The organism is Kineosporia sp. NBRC 101731, assembly GCF_030269305.1.
Lineage (GTDB): Bacteria > Actinomycetota > Actinomycetes > Actinomycetales > Kineosporiaceae > Kineosporia.
This window is the reverse complement of record NZ_BSTC01000024.1, coordinates 25,845-41,611: the sequence shown is the minus strand read 5'-3', so window position 1 is coordinate 41,611 and position 15,767 is coordinate 25,845. Positions and strand designations below refer to the sequence as shown.

General features: G+C 69.9%; 19 protein-coding genes. 14 read left to right on the top strand and 5 right to left on the bottom strand.

Going from position 1 to position 15,767, the window contains the following annotated elements:
* Positions 1 to 50 precede the first annotated feature (50 nt).
* From ftsZ to QSK05_RS34805, 9 genes are all read left to right on the top strand, one after another.
* Entirely contained in the window at positions 51 to 1,499 is a 1,449-nt protein-coding gene (ftsZ, locus tag QSK05_RS34845) for a cell division protein FtsZ (protein WP_285601680.1), read from the top strand.
* A 27-nt stretch (positions 1,500 to 1,526) separates the two neighbouring features.
* On the top strand, positions 1,527 to 2,219 hold the full coding sequence (locus QSK05_RS34840) for a YggS family pyridoxal phosphate-dependent enzyme (protein ID WP_285601679.1): 693 nt from the start codon (positions 1,527 to 1,529) through the stop codon (positions 2,217 to 2,219).
* A gap of 36 nt (positions 2,220 to 2,255) precedes the next feature.
* A complete protein-coding gene (locus QSK05_RS34835; RefSeq protein WP_231484799.1) occupies positions 2,256 to 2,753 on the top strand; it encodes a cell division protein SepF in 498 nt (165 codons plus the stop codon).
* 518 nt (positions 2,754 to 3,271) lie between these two features.
* Positions 3,272 to 3,559, top strand: a complete 288-nt coding sequence (locus QSK05_RS34830) for a YggT family protein (protein ID WP_285601678.1) — start codon at positions 3,272 to 3,274, stop codon at positions 3,557 to 3,559.
* Between the two features lie 163 nt (positions 3,560 to 3,722).
* Positions 3,723 to 4,490 carry a DivIVA domain-containing protein gene (locus tag QSK05_RS34825; protein ID WP_285601677.1) on the top strand — a complete coding sequence of 256 codons (768 nt, stop codon included), beginning with the start codon at positions 3,723 to 3,725 and terminating at the stop codon, positions 4,488 to 4,490.
* Between the two features lie 168 nt (positions 4,491 to 4,658).
* Entirely contained in the window at positions 4,659 to 5,036 is a 378-nt protein-coding gene (locus QSK05_RS34820) for a TraR/DksA family transcriptional regulator (protein WP_285601676.1), read from the top strand.
* 81 nt (positions 5,037 to 5,117) lie between these two features.
* The gene (lspA, locus tag QSK05_RS34815; protein WP_285601675.1) at positions 5,118 to 5,717 is read left to right on the top strand and encodes a signal peptidase II; all 600 of its coding nucleotides are present in this window, start codon (positions 5,118 to 5,120) and stop codon (positions 5,715 to 5,717) included.
* Positions 5,710 to 6,639 carry an RluA family pseudouridine synthase gene (locus tag QSK05_RS34810; protein ID WP_285601674.1) on the top strand — a complete coding sequence of 310 codons (930 nt, stop codon included), beginning with the start codon at positions 5,710 to 5,712 and terminating at the stop codon, positions 6,637 to 6,639. Before lspA ends, QSK05_RS34810 begins: the two co-directional genes overlap by 8 nt.
* Positions 6,640 to 6,700: 61 nt before the next feature.
* Positions 6,701 to 7,168, top strand: coding sequence for a hypothetical protein (locus tag QSK05_RS34805; protein ID WP_285601673.1), 468 nt, complete (start codon positions 6,701 to 6,703; stop codon positions 7,166 to 7,168).
* 38 nt (positions 7,169 to 7,206) lie between these two features.
* Here the strand turns inward: QSK05_RS34805 and ybaK are convergent, their stop codons facing one another.
* Positions 7,207 to 7,722, bottom strand: coding sequence for a Cys-tRNA(Pro) deacylase (gene ybaK / locus QSK05_RS34800; protein WP_285601672.1), 516 nt, complete (start codon positions 7,720 to 7,722; stop codon positions 7,207 to 7,209).
* A 34-nt stretch (positions 7,723 to 7,756) separates the two neighbouring features.
* Positions 7,757 to 8,410: an LON peptidase substrate-binding domain-containing protein gene (locus QSK05_RS34795; protein WP_285601671.1), complete on the bottom strand. Its 654-nt coding sequence runs from the start codon at positions 8,408 to 8,410 to the stop codon at positions 7,757 to 7,759.
* A gap of 113 nt (positions 8,411 to 8,523) precedes the next feature.
* Between QSK05_RS34795 and hisD the strand changes: the two genes are divergently transcribed.
* Both hisD and QSK05_RS34785 read left to right on the top strand, forming a co-directional pair.
* Complete coding sequence (hisD, locus tag QSK05_RS34790) at positions 8,524 to 9,855, top strand: histidinol dehydrogenase (RefSeq protein WP_352303690.1); 1,332 nt, start codon at positions 8,524 to 8,526, stop codon at positions 9,853 to 9,855.
* Positions 9,852 to 10,385, top strand: a complete 534-nt coding sequence (locus QSK05_RS34785) for a DUF1697 domain-containing protein (RefSeq protein WP_285601669.1) — start codon at positions 9,852 to 9,854, stop codon at positions 10,383 to 10,385. Before hisD ends, QSK05_RS34785 begins: the two co-directional genes overlap by 4 nt.
* Here QSK05_RS34785 and QSK05_RS34780 read toward each other — a convergent pair.
* Both QSK05_RS34780 and QSK05_RS34775 read right to left on the bottom strand, forming a co-directional pair.
* Positions 10,374 to 10,931 carry a TetR/AcrR family transcriptional regulator gene (locus tag QSK05_RS34780; RefSeq protein WP_285601668.1) on the bottom strand — a complete coding sequence of 186 codons (558 nt, stop codon included), beginning with the start codon at positions 10,929 to 10,931 and terminating at the stop codon, positions 10,374 to 10,376. The genes QSK05_RS34785 and QSK05_RS34780 overlap by 12 nt on opposite strands.
* Before the next feature lie 159 nt (positions 10,932 to 11,090).
* The gene (locus QSK05_RS34775; RefSeq protein ID WP_285601667.1) at positions 11,091 to 11,996 is read right to left on the bottom strand and encodes a hypothetical protein; all 906 of its coding nucleotides are present in this window, start codon (positions 11,994 to 11,996) and stop codon (positions 11,091 to 11,093) included.
* Between the two features lie 139 nt (positions 11,997 to 12,135).
* On the opposite strand from QSK05_RS34775, the gene QSK05_RS34770 reads away from it, so the two are divergent.
* Both QSK05_RS34770 and hisB read left to right on the top strand, forming a co-directional pair.
* Entirely contained in the window at positions 12,136 to 13,299 is a 1,164-nt protein-coding gene (locus QSK05_RS34770) for a histidinol-phosphate transaminase (protein ID WP_285601666.1), read from the top strand.
* 69 nt (positions 13,300 to 13,368) lie between these two features.
* Positions 13,369 to 13,968: an imidazoleglycerol-phosphate dehydratase HisB gene (hisB, locus tag QSK05_RS34765; RefSeq protein ID WP_285601665.1), complete on the top strand. Its 600-nt coding sequence runs from the start codon at positions 13,369 to 13,371 to the stop codon at positions 13,966 to 13,968.
* Between the two features lie 64 nt (positions 13,969 to 14,032).
* On the opposite strand, the gene QSK05_RS34760 is transcribed toward hisB, so the two are convergent.
* Positions 14,033 to 14,971, bottom strand: coding sequence for a LysR family transcriptional regulator (locus QSK05_RS34760; RefSeq protein WP_285601664.1), 939 nt, complete (start codon positions 14,969 to 14,971; stop codon positions 14,033 to 14,035).
* 170 nt (positions 14,972 to 15,141) lie between these two features.
* Here QSK05_RS34760 and QSK05_RS34755 point away from each other — a divergent pair, with 170 nt between their 5' ends.
* Positions 15,142 to 15,762 (top strand): succinate dehydrogenase cytochrome b subunit, encoded by a 621-nt coding sequence (locus QSK05_RS34755; RefSeq protein ID WP_502879875.1) that lies wholly within the window; start codon positions 15,142 to 15,144, stop codon positions 15,760 to 15,762.
* The last annotated feature ends 5 nt before the right edge of the window (positions 15,763 to 15,767 follow it).

Sequence of the window (15,767 nt, the reverse complement as noted above, 5' to 3'; positions counted from 1 at the left end):
CCAGTTGAGGGTTAGGGTCTAAGGATCCGGCGAGCGAGAGGCACCCCGACGTGGCAGCTCCGCAGAACTACCTCGCGGTCATCAAGGTTGTAGGTATCGGTGGCGGCGGCGTCAACGCAGTCAACCGGATGATCGAGGTCGGACTCAAGGGCGTCGAGTTCATCGCGATCAATACCGATGCGCAGGCGCTGCTGATGAGCGACGCCGACGTCAAACTCGACGTCGGTCGCGAACTCACCCGTGGCCTGGGGGCCGGCGCCGATCCGGAGGTCGGCCGCAAGGCCGCCGAGGACCACGCCGAAGAGATCGAAGAAGTGATCAAGGGCGCCGACATGGTCTTCGTGACCGCCGGTGAGGGTGGTGGCACCGGTACCGGTGGCGCGCCCGTGGTCGCCCGGATCGCCCGTTCCCTCGGCGCCCTGACCATCGGTGTCGTGACGCGCCCCTTCACCTTCGAGGGCCGGCGTCGCTCGACGCAGGCCGACTCGGGCATCACCTCCCTGCGCGAGGAGGTGGACACCCTCATCACCATCCCGAACGACCGGCTGCTGTCGATCAGCGATCGCCACGTCAGCGTGCTCGACGCCTTCCGGTCGGCCGACCAGGTGCTCCTCTCCGGTGTGCAGGGCATCACCGACCTGATCACCACACCGGGTCTGATCAACCTCGACTTCGCCGACGTGAAGTCGGTGATGCAGGGCGCCGGCAGCGCGCTGATGGGTATCGGCTCGGCCCGTGGTGAGGACCGCGCGATCCAGGCCGCCGAGACCGCGATCTCCTCGCCGCTGCTCGAGGCCAGCGTCGACGGCGCCCACGGGGTGCTGCTCTCCATCCAGGGTGGTTCCGACCTGGGCCTCTTCGAGATCAACGAGGCAGCCCGGCTGGTGCAGGAGGCCGCGCACCCGGAGGCCAACATCATCTTCGGTGCGGTCATCGACGACGCCCTCGGTGACGAGGTACGGGTCACGGTGATCGCGGCTGGTTTCGACGGGGGCACCCCGACGAAACGACGCGACGAGAACGCACTGGGCCAGGTCAGCGGACGGCAACAGCTGCCGTCGTCCGCGCAGTCGGGTCAGTCCGGTCAGTCCGGTCAGGGGGGTCAGCCGAACCAGGCCGGCCAGCAGCGTCCGGCCCACGCGCAGCCGCAGTCAGCCTCGGGGATCCAGTTCAACCCGAGCCCGCCGCAGAGTCAGCCGGGTCTGCACGGTCAGCACCCGACCGGCCAGATCCCCCAGATTTCGCAGGTGCCGCAGCAGCAGCCGGTGCCCGCGCAGATCGGGGGCCAGCAGAACACCAACGGTTACGCGCCGGCCAACGGTTACACCCAGCCGACCCCGCTGAACCCGCCGGAGTCGGAGTTCGAGGCGCAGACCGGTGAGCAGCCGACCCAGCCCGAGCCGCCGCGGGTCATCGAGGTGACCGACGCACGGGCGCGCACCCCGCGCCCGATCGTTCTGGACGACGACGACCTCGACGTGCCCGACTTCCTCAAGTAACGTCCTCCTCCTTTCTAAGGAGACTTGGTGGAACGGCAGGAAGAACTGGCGGCGGGCCTGGAACGGGTCCGGTCGCAGGTGGCGATGGCGTGTGCGGAGGCCGGGCGGGACCCGGCGGAGGCAACGCTCGTCGTCGTCACCAAGACCTACCCGGCCAGTGACATCAGATTGCTGGCCGGGCTGGGCGTCCGCGAGGTCGGCGAGAGCCGCGACCAGGAGGCTTCCACCAAGGTCGAGGAGTCTGCCGATCTGGATCTGGACTGGCACTTCATCGGCCGCCTGCAGAGCAACAAGGCCAAGCACGTCGCCCGCTATGCACACTCCGTACACTCCGTCGACCGCCCGGGCCTGGTTTCCGGCCTGCAGCGCGGGGCGGCCGAGGCCGGGCGCACGGTGCGTTGCTTCCTCCAGATCAGCCTCGACGGTGATTCTTCCCGTGGCGGCGCGCTCGCGCAGGATGTCCCGGCCCTCGCCGACACCATCGCAGCGTCGGAGAACCTGCAGCTCGCGGGCCTGATGGCGGTGTCCCCTGTGACGTGGGACCCAAATCGCGCTTTTTCAAATCTTTTCGACGCCTCCGCGCATCTAAGGAAGCAGCACCCCGAGGCAGTTCACATCTCGGGTGGCATGAGCGGCGATTTCATGCAAGCACTGCGTCACGGAGCAACCCACCTGCGTGTCGGAAGCGCGGTCCTCGGTCAGAGGCCGCCGCTCGGGTAGCTTCGTCGCAGGGTGAGCGAACATGCGGAGGTTTCGATGAGCGGCGCACTGCGCAAGACCATGGTGTACCTGGGCCTTGCCGAGGACGACGACCGCTACTCGGCGTACGACGAGTACGAGGACGAGGACTTCGATCCGGTCGTGGATGACGAAGAAGAACGTGAAGAGCCCCGTCGGGCGGCGGTCACGCCGATCGGTCGCGCGCAGGGTCAGGGGCAGATGGCTCGGGTGGTTGCCCACCCGTCCGCCGAGATCCACCGGATCACGACGATCCATCCCCGGACCTACAACGAGGCCAAGACCATCGGCGAGAGCTTCCGCTCGGGTACGCCGGTGATCATGAACCTGACGGACATGGACGACTCGGACGCCAAGCGTCTGGTCGACTTCTCCGCCGGGCTCGTCTTCGGTCTGCACGGCTCGATCGAGAAGGTGACGGGCAAGGTCTTCCTGCTGTCGCCGGCCAACGTCGAGGTGGCAACTCCGGAGAAGACCCGGGCTCCCGATCGCGCGGCCTTCTTCAACCAGTCCTGACGGTCTGAAGAAGCCCGCGTCCGCGGGTCCGATCTGCACTCCCGTCGCACCATGTGCGGACGGTTCTTTTCTGCATGCCCACGACCTGCCCGCGGGCATGACTGTGCACCGGTGCAGCGCTGCGCGCTGCCCGGAAGGGCAGAGTTTGTCGGCCCGGCCGATGAACGGGACCTCTACCGGTGGGGTGGCCGGACAGAGCCGTCCGGGCGAGGGTGGGCACCGGACGGCGAGCCGGCACGTTGTACCGGCTGATGCGAAGGACGATGGAATCCCGACCGGGGGTGGCCGATCCGGCCGACCCCGCGGGAAACATCAGTGATCCTAAGCGATCCGGACGCCATCTGGCCATGTCCGGTTCGCTACGGTGAACGAAGTTCGACGCAGCTCCTCCGTCTCGGGCAGGCTTGACCTCCCGTTGACGGTTGTGATCGCCATTCCGGTGGCGATCGCCGGCAGCACATCGGGCAGGTCAGGTGCCTCCCGGTCCACCACTGAGTGCAAGCGGAGCCACAACCGCCGTGAACCTGATCGCCAACCTGCTCTACTACGTCGTCTTCCTGTTCTTCATCCTCCTGATCGGCCGACTGGTGATCGATTGGATCCAGGTCTTCGCCCGGGACTGGCGCCCGCGCGGCGTGGTGCTGGTGATCGCCGAGGGGATCTACTCGGGAACCGATCCGCCGCTGAAGGCGCTGCGTCGCCTTCTACCACCTCTCCGTATCGGCGCGGTTCAGCTAGACCTTGCCTTCATCGTGTTGTTCCTCATAGTGAGCATCTTGATGCAGGTGCTGAACGCAGCCCGCTGATCTTCGGCGACGCACGTTCAGGTGACAGATTGTGTGCGAAACATGACCGTCCGTTGCTCCGGAAGTGGTGATCCGGGCCAGGCTTGTGTAGCGTCTGGTTCCGGTACGGTGGCGTAGCAGCGGCTCCGCACTTCCGAATGAGTGACCAACGCGAGGTGACCAGATGGCGTTGACGCCCGAAGACGTTGTTAATAAGCGCTTCCAGGCGACCAAGTTCCGCGAAGGCTACGACCAGGACGAGGTCGACGACTTCCTGGACGAGGTCGTCAACGAGCTTCGCCGCCTGGGCGAGGAGAACGAGGAGCTGCGCGGAAAGCTGAGCTCGTGTGAGCGACGCGTCGGGGAACTGTCTCGCGCCAATGTGGCCCGCGAGTCCGCTCCGGAGCCGGCTCCCGCCCCGATGCCGACGCCGCCGCCCGCGCCGCAGCCCGTGGCTGCCGTCGCGCCGGAGCCGGTCCGGGTCCCGGCCGTGATGGAGGCCCAGTCGCAGGGGCCCGAGGCTGCCGCCGGCATGCTGGCCCTCGCCCAGAAGCTCCACGACGAATACGTGCGCAACGGTGAGCAGACCCGCGACCGCATCGTCGGTGAGGCTCGCGAGCACTCCAACCGCCTGATCCGTGAGGCCGAGGAGAAGCAGCGCCAGACTCTCGGCTCCCTGGAGCAGGAGCGTTCGCTGCTCGAGCGCAAGATCGATGAGCTGCGTGCCTTCGAGCGTGAGTACCGCAGCCGGCTCAAGTCGTACCTGGAAGGCCAGCTCCGTGAGCTGGAGTCGAAGGCCGCCGTCGTGCCCACCCGTGGCCCGCAGCAGCCGCAGTCCCAGCCCGCCGGTGTCGGTGCCGCGCCCTACGGCGCGCCGCTCCCGACCCGTGGTGGGTACTCGGACTCGGGTTCCGACGCGCCGGCGCAGTACCCCTTCGGCGGACAGAACTGACACAGCCCTAGCGAGTACGGCCCGGCGGGTTCAGACTTGGTCTGAATCCGCCAGAGCCGTTTTGGCGAGCGGTGCCGGCCCATGCTTCCCACGCATGCCCGGCGCCGCTCGCGTTTGCCGGTAGGACCGCCCCCTTGCCGTAGGACCGCCCCAGGAAAGGACGCTCCCGTGCCCGGTGCCGAGCGCATGACCACCACCTCGTTCGCCGGTATCCGCGAGGAGCTGGCCGCCGAACTGATCCAGCTCCAGAACGAGCACCAGGTCGTGCTCGACGGGCTGGCCGACGTGATCCGCGACAGCCAGGCCGGCTCCGGCGACGACCCGGCCGACTCCAGCGGCAAGACCTTCGGCCGGGAGCACGAGCAGGCGCTGCTGACCCGGGTGAGCGAGGCGATCCTGGCCACCCAGGAGGCCATCGACCGGATCGACGCGGGCACCTACGGCATCTGCGAGAGCTGCGGGGAGCCGATCGCCATGCCCCGGCTGGAGGCCTTCCCGCGGGCGGCCCTGTGCGTGACGTGCAAGCAGCGGCAGGAACGCCGGTAGCCAGCCGGTAGTCAGCCAGTAGCCGGCCAGGGGAGAGCAGGTGCGTGAAGGCGTGGCGCGGCATGGCACCCTAGGGGAACGATGACTGAGCCGACCCCGCCCACGACATCACCCGTCGATCCTGGGCCCACCGAGAGTGCCGCACCCCGGCGTAAGAAGGCGTACGCCGCCGCCGTGCCACTGATTGCCCTGGTCGTCCTGGGGCTGGACCAGCTGACCAAGTACCTCGCGGTGAAGGAACTGACGGGCGAGGGCCGGGTCGACGTGGTCGGTGACCTCTTCGGCTTCTACCTGATCCGCAACCCCGGCGCCGCGTTCTCCCTGGCCACCGGCTCGACCTGGATCTTCTCGGTCGTCGCCATCGCGGTGGCCGTGTTCATCATCCGGATCTCCCGCACGCTCGGGCACTGGGGCTGGGCCGTGGCGCTCGGTCTGCTGCTCGGCGGCGCCGTCGGCAATCTGACCGACCGGGTGTTCCGTGCGCCCGGGGTGTTCCGCGGGCACGTCGTGGACTTCCTCGCACTGCCGAACTGGCCGATCTTCAACCTGGCCGACTGCTCCATCACCTGCGCGGCCGTACTCATCGCGGTGCTGAGCATCATCGGCATCGGGATCGACGGCCGGCGCGTGAGCTCGGAGAAGACGGCGGAGAAGACTGCGGAGAAGCCCGAGAATGCCTGACGTCCGTTCCATGCCCGTGCCCGACGGCCTGGCGGGGGAGCGGCTCGACGCCGGCCTGTCCCGTCTCTTCGGCCTGTCCCGCAATGCGGTCGCCGACCTCGCCGGAGACGGCGCGGTGCTGCTCGACGGCTCACCGGCCGGCAAGTCCGAACGGCTGAGGGCCGGGGCCTGGCTGGAGATCACCCTGCCCGGCGCCGATCCGGCCGACGCCGCCCCGCCGGAGCCGGTCGAGGGCATGCGGATCGTTCACGACGACGACGACCTGGTGGTCATCGACAAGCCGGTGGGTGTGGCCGCGCACTCCAGCCCGGGCTGGACCGGCCCGACGGTGACCCAGGGCCTGGCTGCGGCCGGGTACTCGATCGCCACCTCGGGGGCCCCCGAGCGGCAGGGCATCGTGCACCGCCTCGACGCGGGCACGAGCGGCCTGATGGTCGTGGCGAAGAGCGAGCACGCCTACTCGGTGCTGAAGCAGGCGTTCCGCGACCGCACCGTGGAGAAGACCTACAACGCGGTCGTGCAGGGCCATCCCGATCCGCTGCGAGGCACCATCGACGCCCCGATCGGCCGTCACCCCACGCACGACTACCGATGGGCGGTCGTGACCGGGGGCAAGGCCAGCGTCACCCACTACGAGGTGGTGGAGGCCTTCCGGGCCGCGTCGCTGGTGGAGGTGCACCTGGAGACGGGGCGCACGCACCAGATCCGCGTGCACTTCTCCGCCCTGCGTCATCCCTGCGTGGGCGACTCGATGTACGGCGCCGACCCGACCCTGTCCGCGCGGCTGGGGCTCACCCGGCAGTGGCTGCACGCGGTGCGTCTGGGGTTCGACCACCCGGGCACCGGCGAGTGGGTCGAGTACGGGAGCGAGTACCCCGACGATCTGGCCGTGGCCCTGGAACGGCTTCGCGACGCGGGGTGAGCCGGGCTCCGGCCGAAGGGGGCCGACGGAGGATGCCGGCGTTGGCTAAGGTGGACGATCGATGAGCATGATCGAAGAGCGTCCCGGTACTCCCGGAGACAGCCCGGCCCCGTCGCCGGCGACCACGAAACTCCTGGCCGGCGAGACCGCGGCCCTGATCGGCCCCCTGCTGCTCGGCATCCTGCTGGCCGTCACCTGGCGTCTGCTCCTGCCCACCACCGAGTCGTTCGGCGACGAGCAGGAGGCCGCCGCCGCGGTCGACGGCACGCTGATCGGGCTGGGGCTGTTCGTGGGCGTGGTGATCGGCGTGGTCACACTGCTCCGGCCCGGGGCCTCGCCCGTGCGACGCGTGCTGGTGGTGCTGATCACGAGCACGATCGGTGCCGCGATCTCCTGGGGCCTGGGTAACCAGCTGGGCACCCCGCACCTGCGGGCGCTCGGTGCGGCGTTCGTCTGGCCCGCCACCACGGCTGTGGTGATCATGGTCGGCGCGATCCTGCCCTGGACGTCGAGGCGCCTGGAGCCCTAGCGCGGGGCGCGCCCGTCGTCCTGTTCGTGGCCACCCCACTAGCGGCCGATCGCCGCGGTCCGGGCCTGGGTCAGGCGCACCAGGTCGGCCGGCGCCAGCTCCAGGTCGAGCCCGCGCCGCCCTCCGCTGACGAACACCGTGGGGTGATCCAGGGCGGAGACGTCGACGACGGTCGGCAGGGCCCGGCGCTGACCGAGCGGGCTGATCCCACCCACCACGTAGCCGCTGCTGCGTTCGGCGGCGGCCGGATCGGCCATCACGGCCTTCTTCCCGCCGGCGGCTGCGGCCAGCGCCTTCAGGTCGAGCTGCCCGGTGACCGGTACGACGGCCACCCACATCGCCCCGTCCACCTCGGCGACCAGGGTCTTGTACACGCGCGCCTCGTCCACACCCAGGGCGGAGGCGGCCTCGGAACCGAACGCCAGGCGGGTGGACGAGGACGAGGCCCGGCTGCGGTCCTCGGCCTCGAACGTGTGCGCGCTGAAGGGCACGCCGGCACCGGTGAGCACTTTGGTCGCCGGGGTACCCCCGGAGACGTCCTTCTTCTTGGCCACGGCGAGATTCTGGCGTAAGCCAGTCACCTCGTCCTCAATTGGGGGTCGGTGGCTCTTTGTTCAGGTCCACGGCCGGCAGCGAGCTGAACGCGTCGAGCAGCCCGATCTCCCGGCGCAGCAGCGTCAGCTCGGCGGTGAGCCGCTCGTGGGTGCTCGCCGCCTCGAGCAGCGACTGCCGCTCGGGCAGTTCCAGGACGGCCGCGGCGGCCACCAGGTAGGAGAGCACCCGCGGGTCGGTCGGCACCCCGGACTGCTCCACCCGCAGTCGGTCGCGGTAGGCGGCGAACCGCAGGGCGACCAGTTCGGCGGCTGCGTCCAGGTCGCCGGGACCGTCCGGTTCGTCGAGGAATTCGACGAGCCCCGTGTGGTAGGGCGCCCCCGCCTCGTCGTCCAGCCCGTGCAGCTGGAACCGCGCGTTCCCCACGGTGACCAGATCGAACTGGCCGTCGTCGTAGGGCGTCGCCTCACGGATCTGGGCCGTGCAGCCCACCGGGTACAGGCCCTCGAGCGTCTCGGGGTCGCGGCCCGGGCGTGTCGCGATCACCCCGAAGTGCCGGGGCGCGCCCTCGGGCAGGTCGAGAAGGGCCTGCACCAGGATCCGGTAGCGCTGCTCGAAGATGTGCAGCGGCAGTACGAGACCCGGAACCAGCACGGTGCTGAGCGGGAAGAGGGGAAGCCGGGTCGCCACGGGACCAAACTAGTCAAACTCGCAGGCCTTGCGTTCCCTTCAGCATCAACCAGTATCTCCGGCGATCGACCTGTCGCCGTCGACCCGATCCCGGCAGCCGTAGAATGACGCCCGTGATCCGCCGACTTGACCTGCGTGGCCAGCACCTGACTTCCCGTGACCTGCGCGCCGTGGTTCCCCGCGCCGCGATGGACGTGGAGCATGCGCTGGACACCGTGCGCCCGATCTGTGAGCGCGTGCGCGACCAGGGTGTGACCGCGCTGATCGAGCTCACCGAGCAGCTCGACGGGGTGCGGCTGACGTCGATCCGGGTGCCCGAAGAGGCCCTGAAGCGCGCGCTGGAGCAGCTCGACCCGGCCGTGCGGGCCGGCCTGGAGGAGTCGATCCGCCGGGCCCGCCTGGTGCACGACGACCAGCGCCGCGAGAGCACCACCACCCAGGTCGTTCCCGGGGGCACGGTCACCGAGCGCTGGGTGCCGGTCGACCGGGTCGGGCTGTACGTGCCCGGTGGCCGGGCGGTCTACCCGAGCAGCGTGGTGATGAACGTCGTTCCGGCGCAGGCGGCCGGGGTGCAGGGCATCGCGGTCACCAGCCCGCCGCAGCGTGACAACCCGGCCGGTTTCGAAGGGCTGCCGCACCCGGCGATCCTCGCGGCGTGCGCCCTGCTCGGCATCGACGAGGTGTACGCCGTGGGTGGCGCGCAGGCCGTGGCGATGTTCGCCTACGGTGTGAAAGACACCGACGGCAGCTGGATCTGCGAGCCGTCCGACCTGGTCACCGGGCCCGGCAACATCTGGGTGACGGCGGCCAAGCGCCTGCTCAAAGGCATCATCGGCATCGACTCCGAGGCCGGCCCGACCGAGATCATGGTGCTCGCCGACGACAGCGCCGACGCCGACCACGTCGCCAGCGACCTGATCAGCCAGGCCGAGCACGACCCGATGGCAGCGGCCGTGCTGGTCACCGACTCCGAGGCACTCGCGGCGACGGTCGAGAGCGCCGTGGCCATCCGTGTCGCCGCCACCAAGCACACCGAGCGCGTCACCACCTCGCTGTCCGGCCCGCAGTCGGCGATCGTGCTGGTGGACGACATGGACGCGGGTCTGGCGGTGGTGGACGCCTATGCGGCGGAGCACCTCGAGATCCAGACGAGGGACGCCGATCTGGTCGCCTCCCGGGTGCGCAATGCGGGAGCGATCTTCGTCGGGCCGTACTCGCCGGTCAGCCTGGGCGACTACTGCGCCGGGTCCAACCACGTGCTGCCCACCGGCGGATGTGCCTGCTTCTCCAGCGGGCTCAGCGTGCAGTCGTTCCTCAAGGGCATCCACGTGGTCAGCTACGACCGCGCCGCGCTCGAGGGCGTGGCCGGGCACGTGGTCGCCCTCGCCAACGCCGAAGACCTGCCGGCCCACGGTGAGGCTGTCACGGCCCGCTTCCCGCGGTGAGCACCCGGCTCGCGCTGCTGCTGAGGGGCGTCAACCTCGGCGGCAGCCGCAAGCTGGCGATGGCCGACCTGCGGTCGCTGCTGACGGAACTCGGCCACACCGATGTGTCGACGATCCTGGCGAGCGGCCAGGCGGTGGTCACCACCTCCCGCGACCCGTTGGAGGTAGCCGCCGAGCTGGAGGCCCGGCTGCTCGATGAGGCTGGTCTGCGCACCGAGGTGATGGTGCGCACCGGCCCCGAGATGGCGCGCATCGTGGCGGCGAACCCCTTCCCGACGGCGGACGCGGACGGTGCCCGTCATGCGGTCGTCTTCCTGCGCGGTGCGCCGGGACAGGAGCAGCTGACGAAACTCGGCCCGGCGGCCTACGCCCCGGACGAGTGCGTCGCCCACGGCACCGAGCTCTACCTGCGTCTGCCGAACGGTTTCGCCGACAGCAAGCTGGCGATCGCCGTGGGCAAGGTCAAAGGTGTGCCCGCCACCACACGGAACTGGAACACCGTGAAGAAACTGACCGCGCTAACGGCGTAGTCCGTCCATCAGCAGATCGAGGATGCGCCCGGCCTGTTCGGGTGTGCCCGCGGCCATCGCCACACCGCTCACCGCGGTGAGCACGTCCAGGGGCTGCACGTCGTCGCGCAGGGTGCCGGCCTCGGCCCCGGCCTCGATCAGCAGCTGCACCGCGGCCGTGAGCCGGTCGCGGCTGGTGGCGTACGGATTACGGCCCGACGCGATCACCGCGCGCAGGGCGTCGGCCATCTCGCGCTTGGTGGCCATGTAGTCGACGAAGCGGTCCATCCAGCGGCGCAGGGCCTCGTCGGTGGCCCGGTCGGTGAGCAGTTCCCGGGCCGAGTCACAGAGCTTGGCCAGTTCGTTGCGGTAGGCCGCCTCGACCAGTTCGTCGCGGGTGGGGAAGTGGCGGTAGAGCGTGCCGATGCCCACCCCGGCGTCCTTGGCGATGCCCTCCAGCGAGGCCTCGGTGCCGTCCACGCTGAACGCCTTCACCGCCGCCCGCAGCAGGCGTTCCCGGTTGCGCCGGGCGTCCGCTCGCAGCGGCCGCTCGCTGGGTGCCGTCATCCCGCACCTCCGCGCGTGGTCGTGTGCCCCGCGCCCTCGGTGACGCGAAATCTCATTGTGGCGCAGGGCCGGACCCGTCAGTAAGCCAGGCTGTTCGTCGGAGGACCCTCCGCACGGGCCTGGGGTCCGAGGCGGCGCAGCGGCTCCGGGAGTACGCGCTCAGGGTTCTCTGGGAGCGGTCTTGCCCCGCACCACAGCCATCGCCTCGAGCACCGAACGGTCGGGCACCCGCCCCCGGTCGAACGCCCGCAGTGCCTCGTCGGTGCTGAAACCGGCGGCCCACCAGTCGGCCGGGTGGATACCGCCGGGCCCGGCGAGGCGGGCGACCGGGTGCCAGCGGGCCCAGCGCTGCGACGGGTCCCGGCCCTGGTCGGCCGGGGCGAACAGCAACGGGGCCTGGGCCGGGTGCGAGATCCAGCCCGTGGTCTCCCATTCCGGAACCTCGTGGATCCAGCGCTCGCCGAGCACCAGGTCGATCCACTCGCCGGGCAGGCCCGCGAAGCCGCCGCGCGCCTTCACCACGGTTTCGAACAGGGTGAACGGCACGTAGCGGCGTGCCTGCCGCAGGGCGGTGCCCGGGTCGATGTCCAGGGCCGAGGTCAGATAGGGCTGCAGGGTGTCGAGCACGTGCGGCAGGCCGAGCCAGCGCAGCTCGGTGCTGGTGATCCCGGCCAGCCAGGCGCGGTCGGCCGGGCGCACCCGGGCCCAGGTCACCAGATCGCCGAACGACAACTGCGCCCGGCGCGGCAGGTCGGGCCGGCTCGGCGGCGGTGACCAGCGGCGTTCGGGGGCGGCCGGATCCGGGTGGTCGGCATCGACGGGTACCGGGTCGGGCACCAGACGGCGGGGACGCTCGAACCGCACCAGCCGGCGCAGGTCGCCGGGCGTCCAGCCCAGGGAGGCCAGCTCCGTGACCTCCTCCCGGGTGAGCACCCGCGAGGTCAGGTACGCCTCGGCGCGGTCGCCCCCGGTCGCGCGTTCGTAGGCCGCCGCCACCTGCGGACGCCGGAATGCCCAGCCGGCCGCGAGCACCGTCACCACACCACTGCTGTCGGCCTCGTTCACCAGCCGCCTTTCTCCGAGCAAGAACCGCGCGCCCCTGCGTTGATCACTCTAGGGAACTTCGCCGTCACCAGGAGCGTGTGGGAGACGTGACCTACAACGACACGTGTCGGTGTCAGCAGCGCTCGTTAGACTCCCCACCGTGAGCAACGAGTCCCGGGCCGAGGTTCTTGCCCGTCTGCCCCTGCGTGACGATCTGCGCGGACGCACCCCCTACGGTGCGCCGCAGCTCGAGGTGCCGGTGCGGCTGAACACCAACGAGAACAGCTACGACGTGCCGGGGGAGGTGGTCGCCGCGATCCTCGAGGGCGTCCGCCAGCAGGCCCGTCATCTGAACCGGTATCCCGACCGCGAGTTCACCGGACTGCGCGAAGACCTGGCCAACTACCTCGGGCACGAGCTGGAGGCCGACCAGATCTGGGCCGCGAACGGCTCGAACGAGGTGCTCCAGCAGCTGCTCCAGGCCTTCGCCGGCCCGGGCCGCACCGTGCTCGGCTTCACCCCGAGCTACTCGATGCACCCGATCATCACCACCGGCACCGGTGCCACCTGGGTCGACGGCAAACGGGGCCGTGCCGATCAGGTCGTCGATCAGGTCGTCGATCAGGGCACGGACGACCCGCATCAGTTCGATCTGCACGTCGAGGAGACCGTCGAGCAGATCCGCCGGCACCACCCGGCGGTCACGTTCCTCTGTTCCCCGAACAACCCCACAGGCACCGCCCTCGACCTCGAGGTGGTCAAGGCCGCCTACGAAGCGACCGACGGCATCGTGATCGTCGACGAGGCTTACCACGAGTTCGCCCGCGTCGGTACGCCCAGCGCCCTGAGCCTGCTCGAGGGCCGAGAGCGCCTGGTGGTCAGCCGCACGATGAGCAAGGCGTTCGCCCTGGCCGGCGTGCGCCTGGGCTATCTGGCCGCCCACCCCGCGGTGAACGACGCGATCCGGCTGGTGCGCCTGCCGTACCACCTGTCCTCGCTCACCCAGGCCGCCGCCCGCGCCGCGCTCTGGCACTCCGACGTGCTGCTCGACACCGTCGAGGTGATCAAGTCCGAGCGGGACCGCATCGTCACCTCGGTGCAGGAGCTGGGCCTGAGCCCCGCGCCGAGTGACGCCAACTTCGTGCTGATCGGTGGCCTGAACGACGAGAAGGCGATCTGGCGCTCGCTGCTCTCGCGGGGTGTGCTGATCCGCGACGTGGGCCTGCCCGGTTTTCTGCGGGTCACCGCGGGTACCCCGGCCGAGAACACCACGTTCCTCGACGCTCTGGCGGACTCCCTGCTCGACGCGCCAGTACCCGCCTGACTCCGCCTGACTCCGCGTGATTGGCGTGAGCCGACCACTTCGTCCTCAATCAACAACAAGGAGCACCTGATGTCCCGCACCGCCCGGATCGAGCGGACGACCAAGGAATCCAGTGTCGTCGTCGAGCTGGACCTGGACGGCACCGGCAAGGCCGAGATCTCCACCGGGGTGGGGTTCTACGACCACATGCTCAACGCGCTGTCCAAGCACTCACTGATCGACCTGGCCGTCACCGCGACCGGTGACCTGCACATCGACGCCCACCACACGGTGGAGGACGTGGCGATCGTGATCGGCGAGGCGCTGAAGATCGCGCTCGGCGACAAGGCCGGCATCCGCCGGTTCGGCGACGCCACCGTGCCGCTCGACGAGGCGCTGGTGCACGCCGTGGTCGACGTGTCCGGGCGGCCCTACTGCGTGCAGACCGGGGAACCGGAGGGCCAGCAGTACGTGGTGATCGGCGACCGGTACATCGGCTCGCTCACCCGGCACGTGCTGGAATCCATCGCCCACCACGCCTCGATCGGGCTGCACGTGCGCGTACTGGGCGGGCGCGACCCGCACCACATCGTCGAGGCCCAGTTCAAGGCGCTCGCGCGGGCGCTGCGCGTGGCGGTCGAGCCCGACCCGCGCGTGACCGGCATCCCCAGCACCAAGGGCTCTCTGTAGTAAACCCCCAAGGGAGGACGACCCGGCAGCTGCCGGGTCGTCCTCCCTTTTTGTTGTGGGTGGTTCAGGGAGTGATCAGTTCCGTTCCCTGCGGAAGGGTCCCGTCCACGGAGGCGGTGCCCAGGTAGCCCAGCAGTTCGGCCCGCAGTTCCTGGGCGGCCCGGGAGGGCTGGGCCCCCCGGCGGTGGGCCAGGCCGATCGTGCGGGACAGGCCGGGGGAGGCGATCGGGGTGACGCGGTGGGTGGCCGATCGCCCGGCGACCACCGTGCTGGGCACCACGGCCAGCCCGAGTCCGGCCTCGACCATGCTCAGCACCGCGTCCATCTCACCGCCCTCGACCGCCAGGGTGGGCGCGAAGCCGGCGCGGCGGCAGGCGCCCACGGTCACCTCGCGCAGTTCGTAGCCGGCCCGGAACATCACCAGGGGACGACCCCGCAACTGGGAGATCGCGATCGGGCGGCCGTCGGTGGGGCCCGGGTCGCGGGTGGACGACACCACGACGAGGTCCTCCCGCAGCAGGGGCACCGTCTCCAGGGCCGGGTCGTCGGCGTGCAGGGGCAACACGAGCAGGGCCAGGTCGATCAGACCCGAGGCGGTCTTGGCCACCAGGTCGCGTGACCCGCTCTCCTCCAGCACCAGCCGGATCGCCGGGTAGCGGCGGTGGTAGCGGCGCGCGACCTCCGGCAGCAGACCGGTGAGCAGGCTCGGGGTGGCGCCCAGCCGCACCCGCCCGCTGCGCAGCTCGACCAGCTCGCGCACCTCCTGGCGGGCCGACTCCACGTCGACGGTGATCCGCTGGGCGATCGGCAGCAACGCCTCGCCGGCCGGGGTCAGCGTGATGTTGCCGCGCACCCGGTCGAAGAGCTCCGCACCCAGTGATGTTTCCAACGCCCTGATCTGTTGCGAGAGAGAGGGCTGGGCGATCTCCAGCAGCTGCGCGGCGCGGGTGAAGTGCTTCGTCTCCGCGACGGTCAGGAAATATACGAGCTGCTGCAACTGCACGAGCACAGCGTAATCAGGTCGATAGGCCCTGGCTATTGAGAGCCTACGCATCATCTCTTGGACCTAATCAGCCTCTAGGGAATATCTTGCCGCTCGTGGTAGAGACGCTGAGCAAGAACCCGCGTGTGACGGGCTTCGCCACCCTCCACCGCTCGACCATCGGGCGGAAGATGATCATGGCCGTCACCGGCCTGATCATGCTGGCGTTCGTCGTCGTGCACATGGTCGGGAACCTGAAGATCTTCTTCGGCGAGACCGAGTTCAACGAGTACGCGGCCTGGCTGCGCACCATCGGTGAGCCCGCTCTGCACGAGGCCTGGTACCTCTGGATCCAGAGGGCCGTGCTCACCGTGGCACTGGTGCTGCACATCTGGGCGGCCGTGACCCTGTCGCGGCACGACGTGAACGCCCGGCCGGTGAAGTACCACGCCAAGCGCAAGGGTGGTTACGCCACCTCGACGATGCGCTGGGGCGGTGTCACTCTGCTGCTCTTCATCATCTGGCACATCCTGGACATGACCACCGGAACGGTGAACCCGGCCACCTCGCACGAGCCCTACGAGCGGATCACCGCCGGGTTCGACCAGTGGTGGAACGTGGGCATCTACACGCTGGCGATGGTGGCCCTGTGTCTGCACATCTGGCACGGCCTGTGGAGCGCCGCCAACACGCTGGGCTGGAACCGGGCCACCACGGCCGGTTTCCGCACCTTCGCGGTGGTCGTGGCCCTGGTCATCGGCTTCGGCTTCCTGCTCGTTCCGTACAGCGTCGTCTTCGGGTTGGTGGATTGAGATGT

Excerpts from the sequence above, each read along its gene's own strand:
- QSK05_RS34835 (WP_231484799.1), top strand. The coding sequence starts at position 2,256 with ATGAGCGGCGCACTGCGCAAGACCATGGTGTACCTGGGCCTTGCCGAG.
- QSK05_RS34825 (WP_285601677.1), top strand. The coding sequence starts at position 3,723 with ATGGCGTTGACGCCCGAAGACGTTGTTAATAAGCGCTTCCAGGCGACC.
- lspA (WP_285601675.1), top strand. The coding sequence starts at position 5,118 with ATGACTGAGCCGACCCCGCCCACGACATCACCCGTCGATCCTGGGCCC.
- QSK05_RS34810 (WP_285601674.1), top strand. The coding sequence starts at position 5,710 with ATGCCTGACGTCCGTTCCATGCCCGTGCCCGACGGCCTGGCGGGGGAG.
- QSK05_RS34805 (WP_285601673.1), top strand. The coding sequence starts at position 6,701 with ATGAGCATGATCGAAGAGCGTCCCGGTACTCCCGGAGACAGCCCGGCC.
- QSK05_RS34780 (WP_285601668.1), bottom strand. The coding sequence starts at position 10,931 with ATGACGGCACCCAGCGAGCGGCCGCTGCGAGCGGACGCCCGGCGCAAC.
- hisB (WP_285601665.1), top strand. The coding sequence starts at position 13,369 with ATGTCCCGCACCGCCCGGATCGAGCGGACGACCAAGGAATCCAGTGTC.
- QSK05_RS34755 (WP_502879875.1), top strand. The coding sequence starts at position 15,142 with ATGATCATGGCCGTCACCGGCCTGATCATGCTGGCGTTCGTCGTCGTG.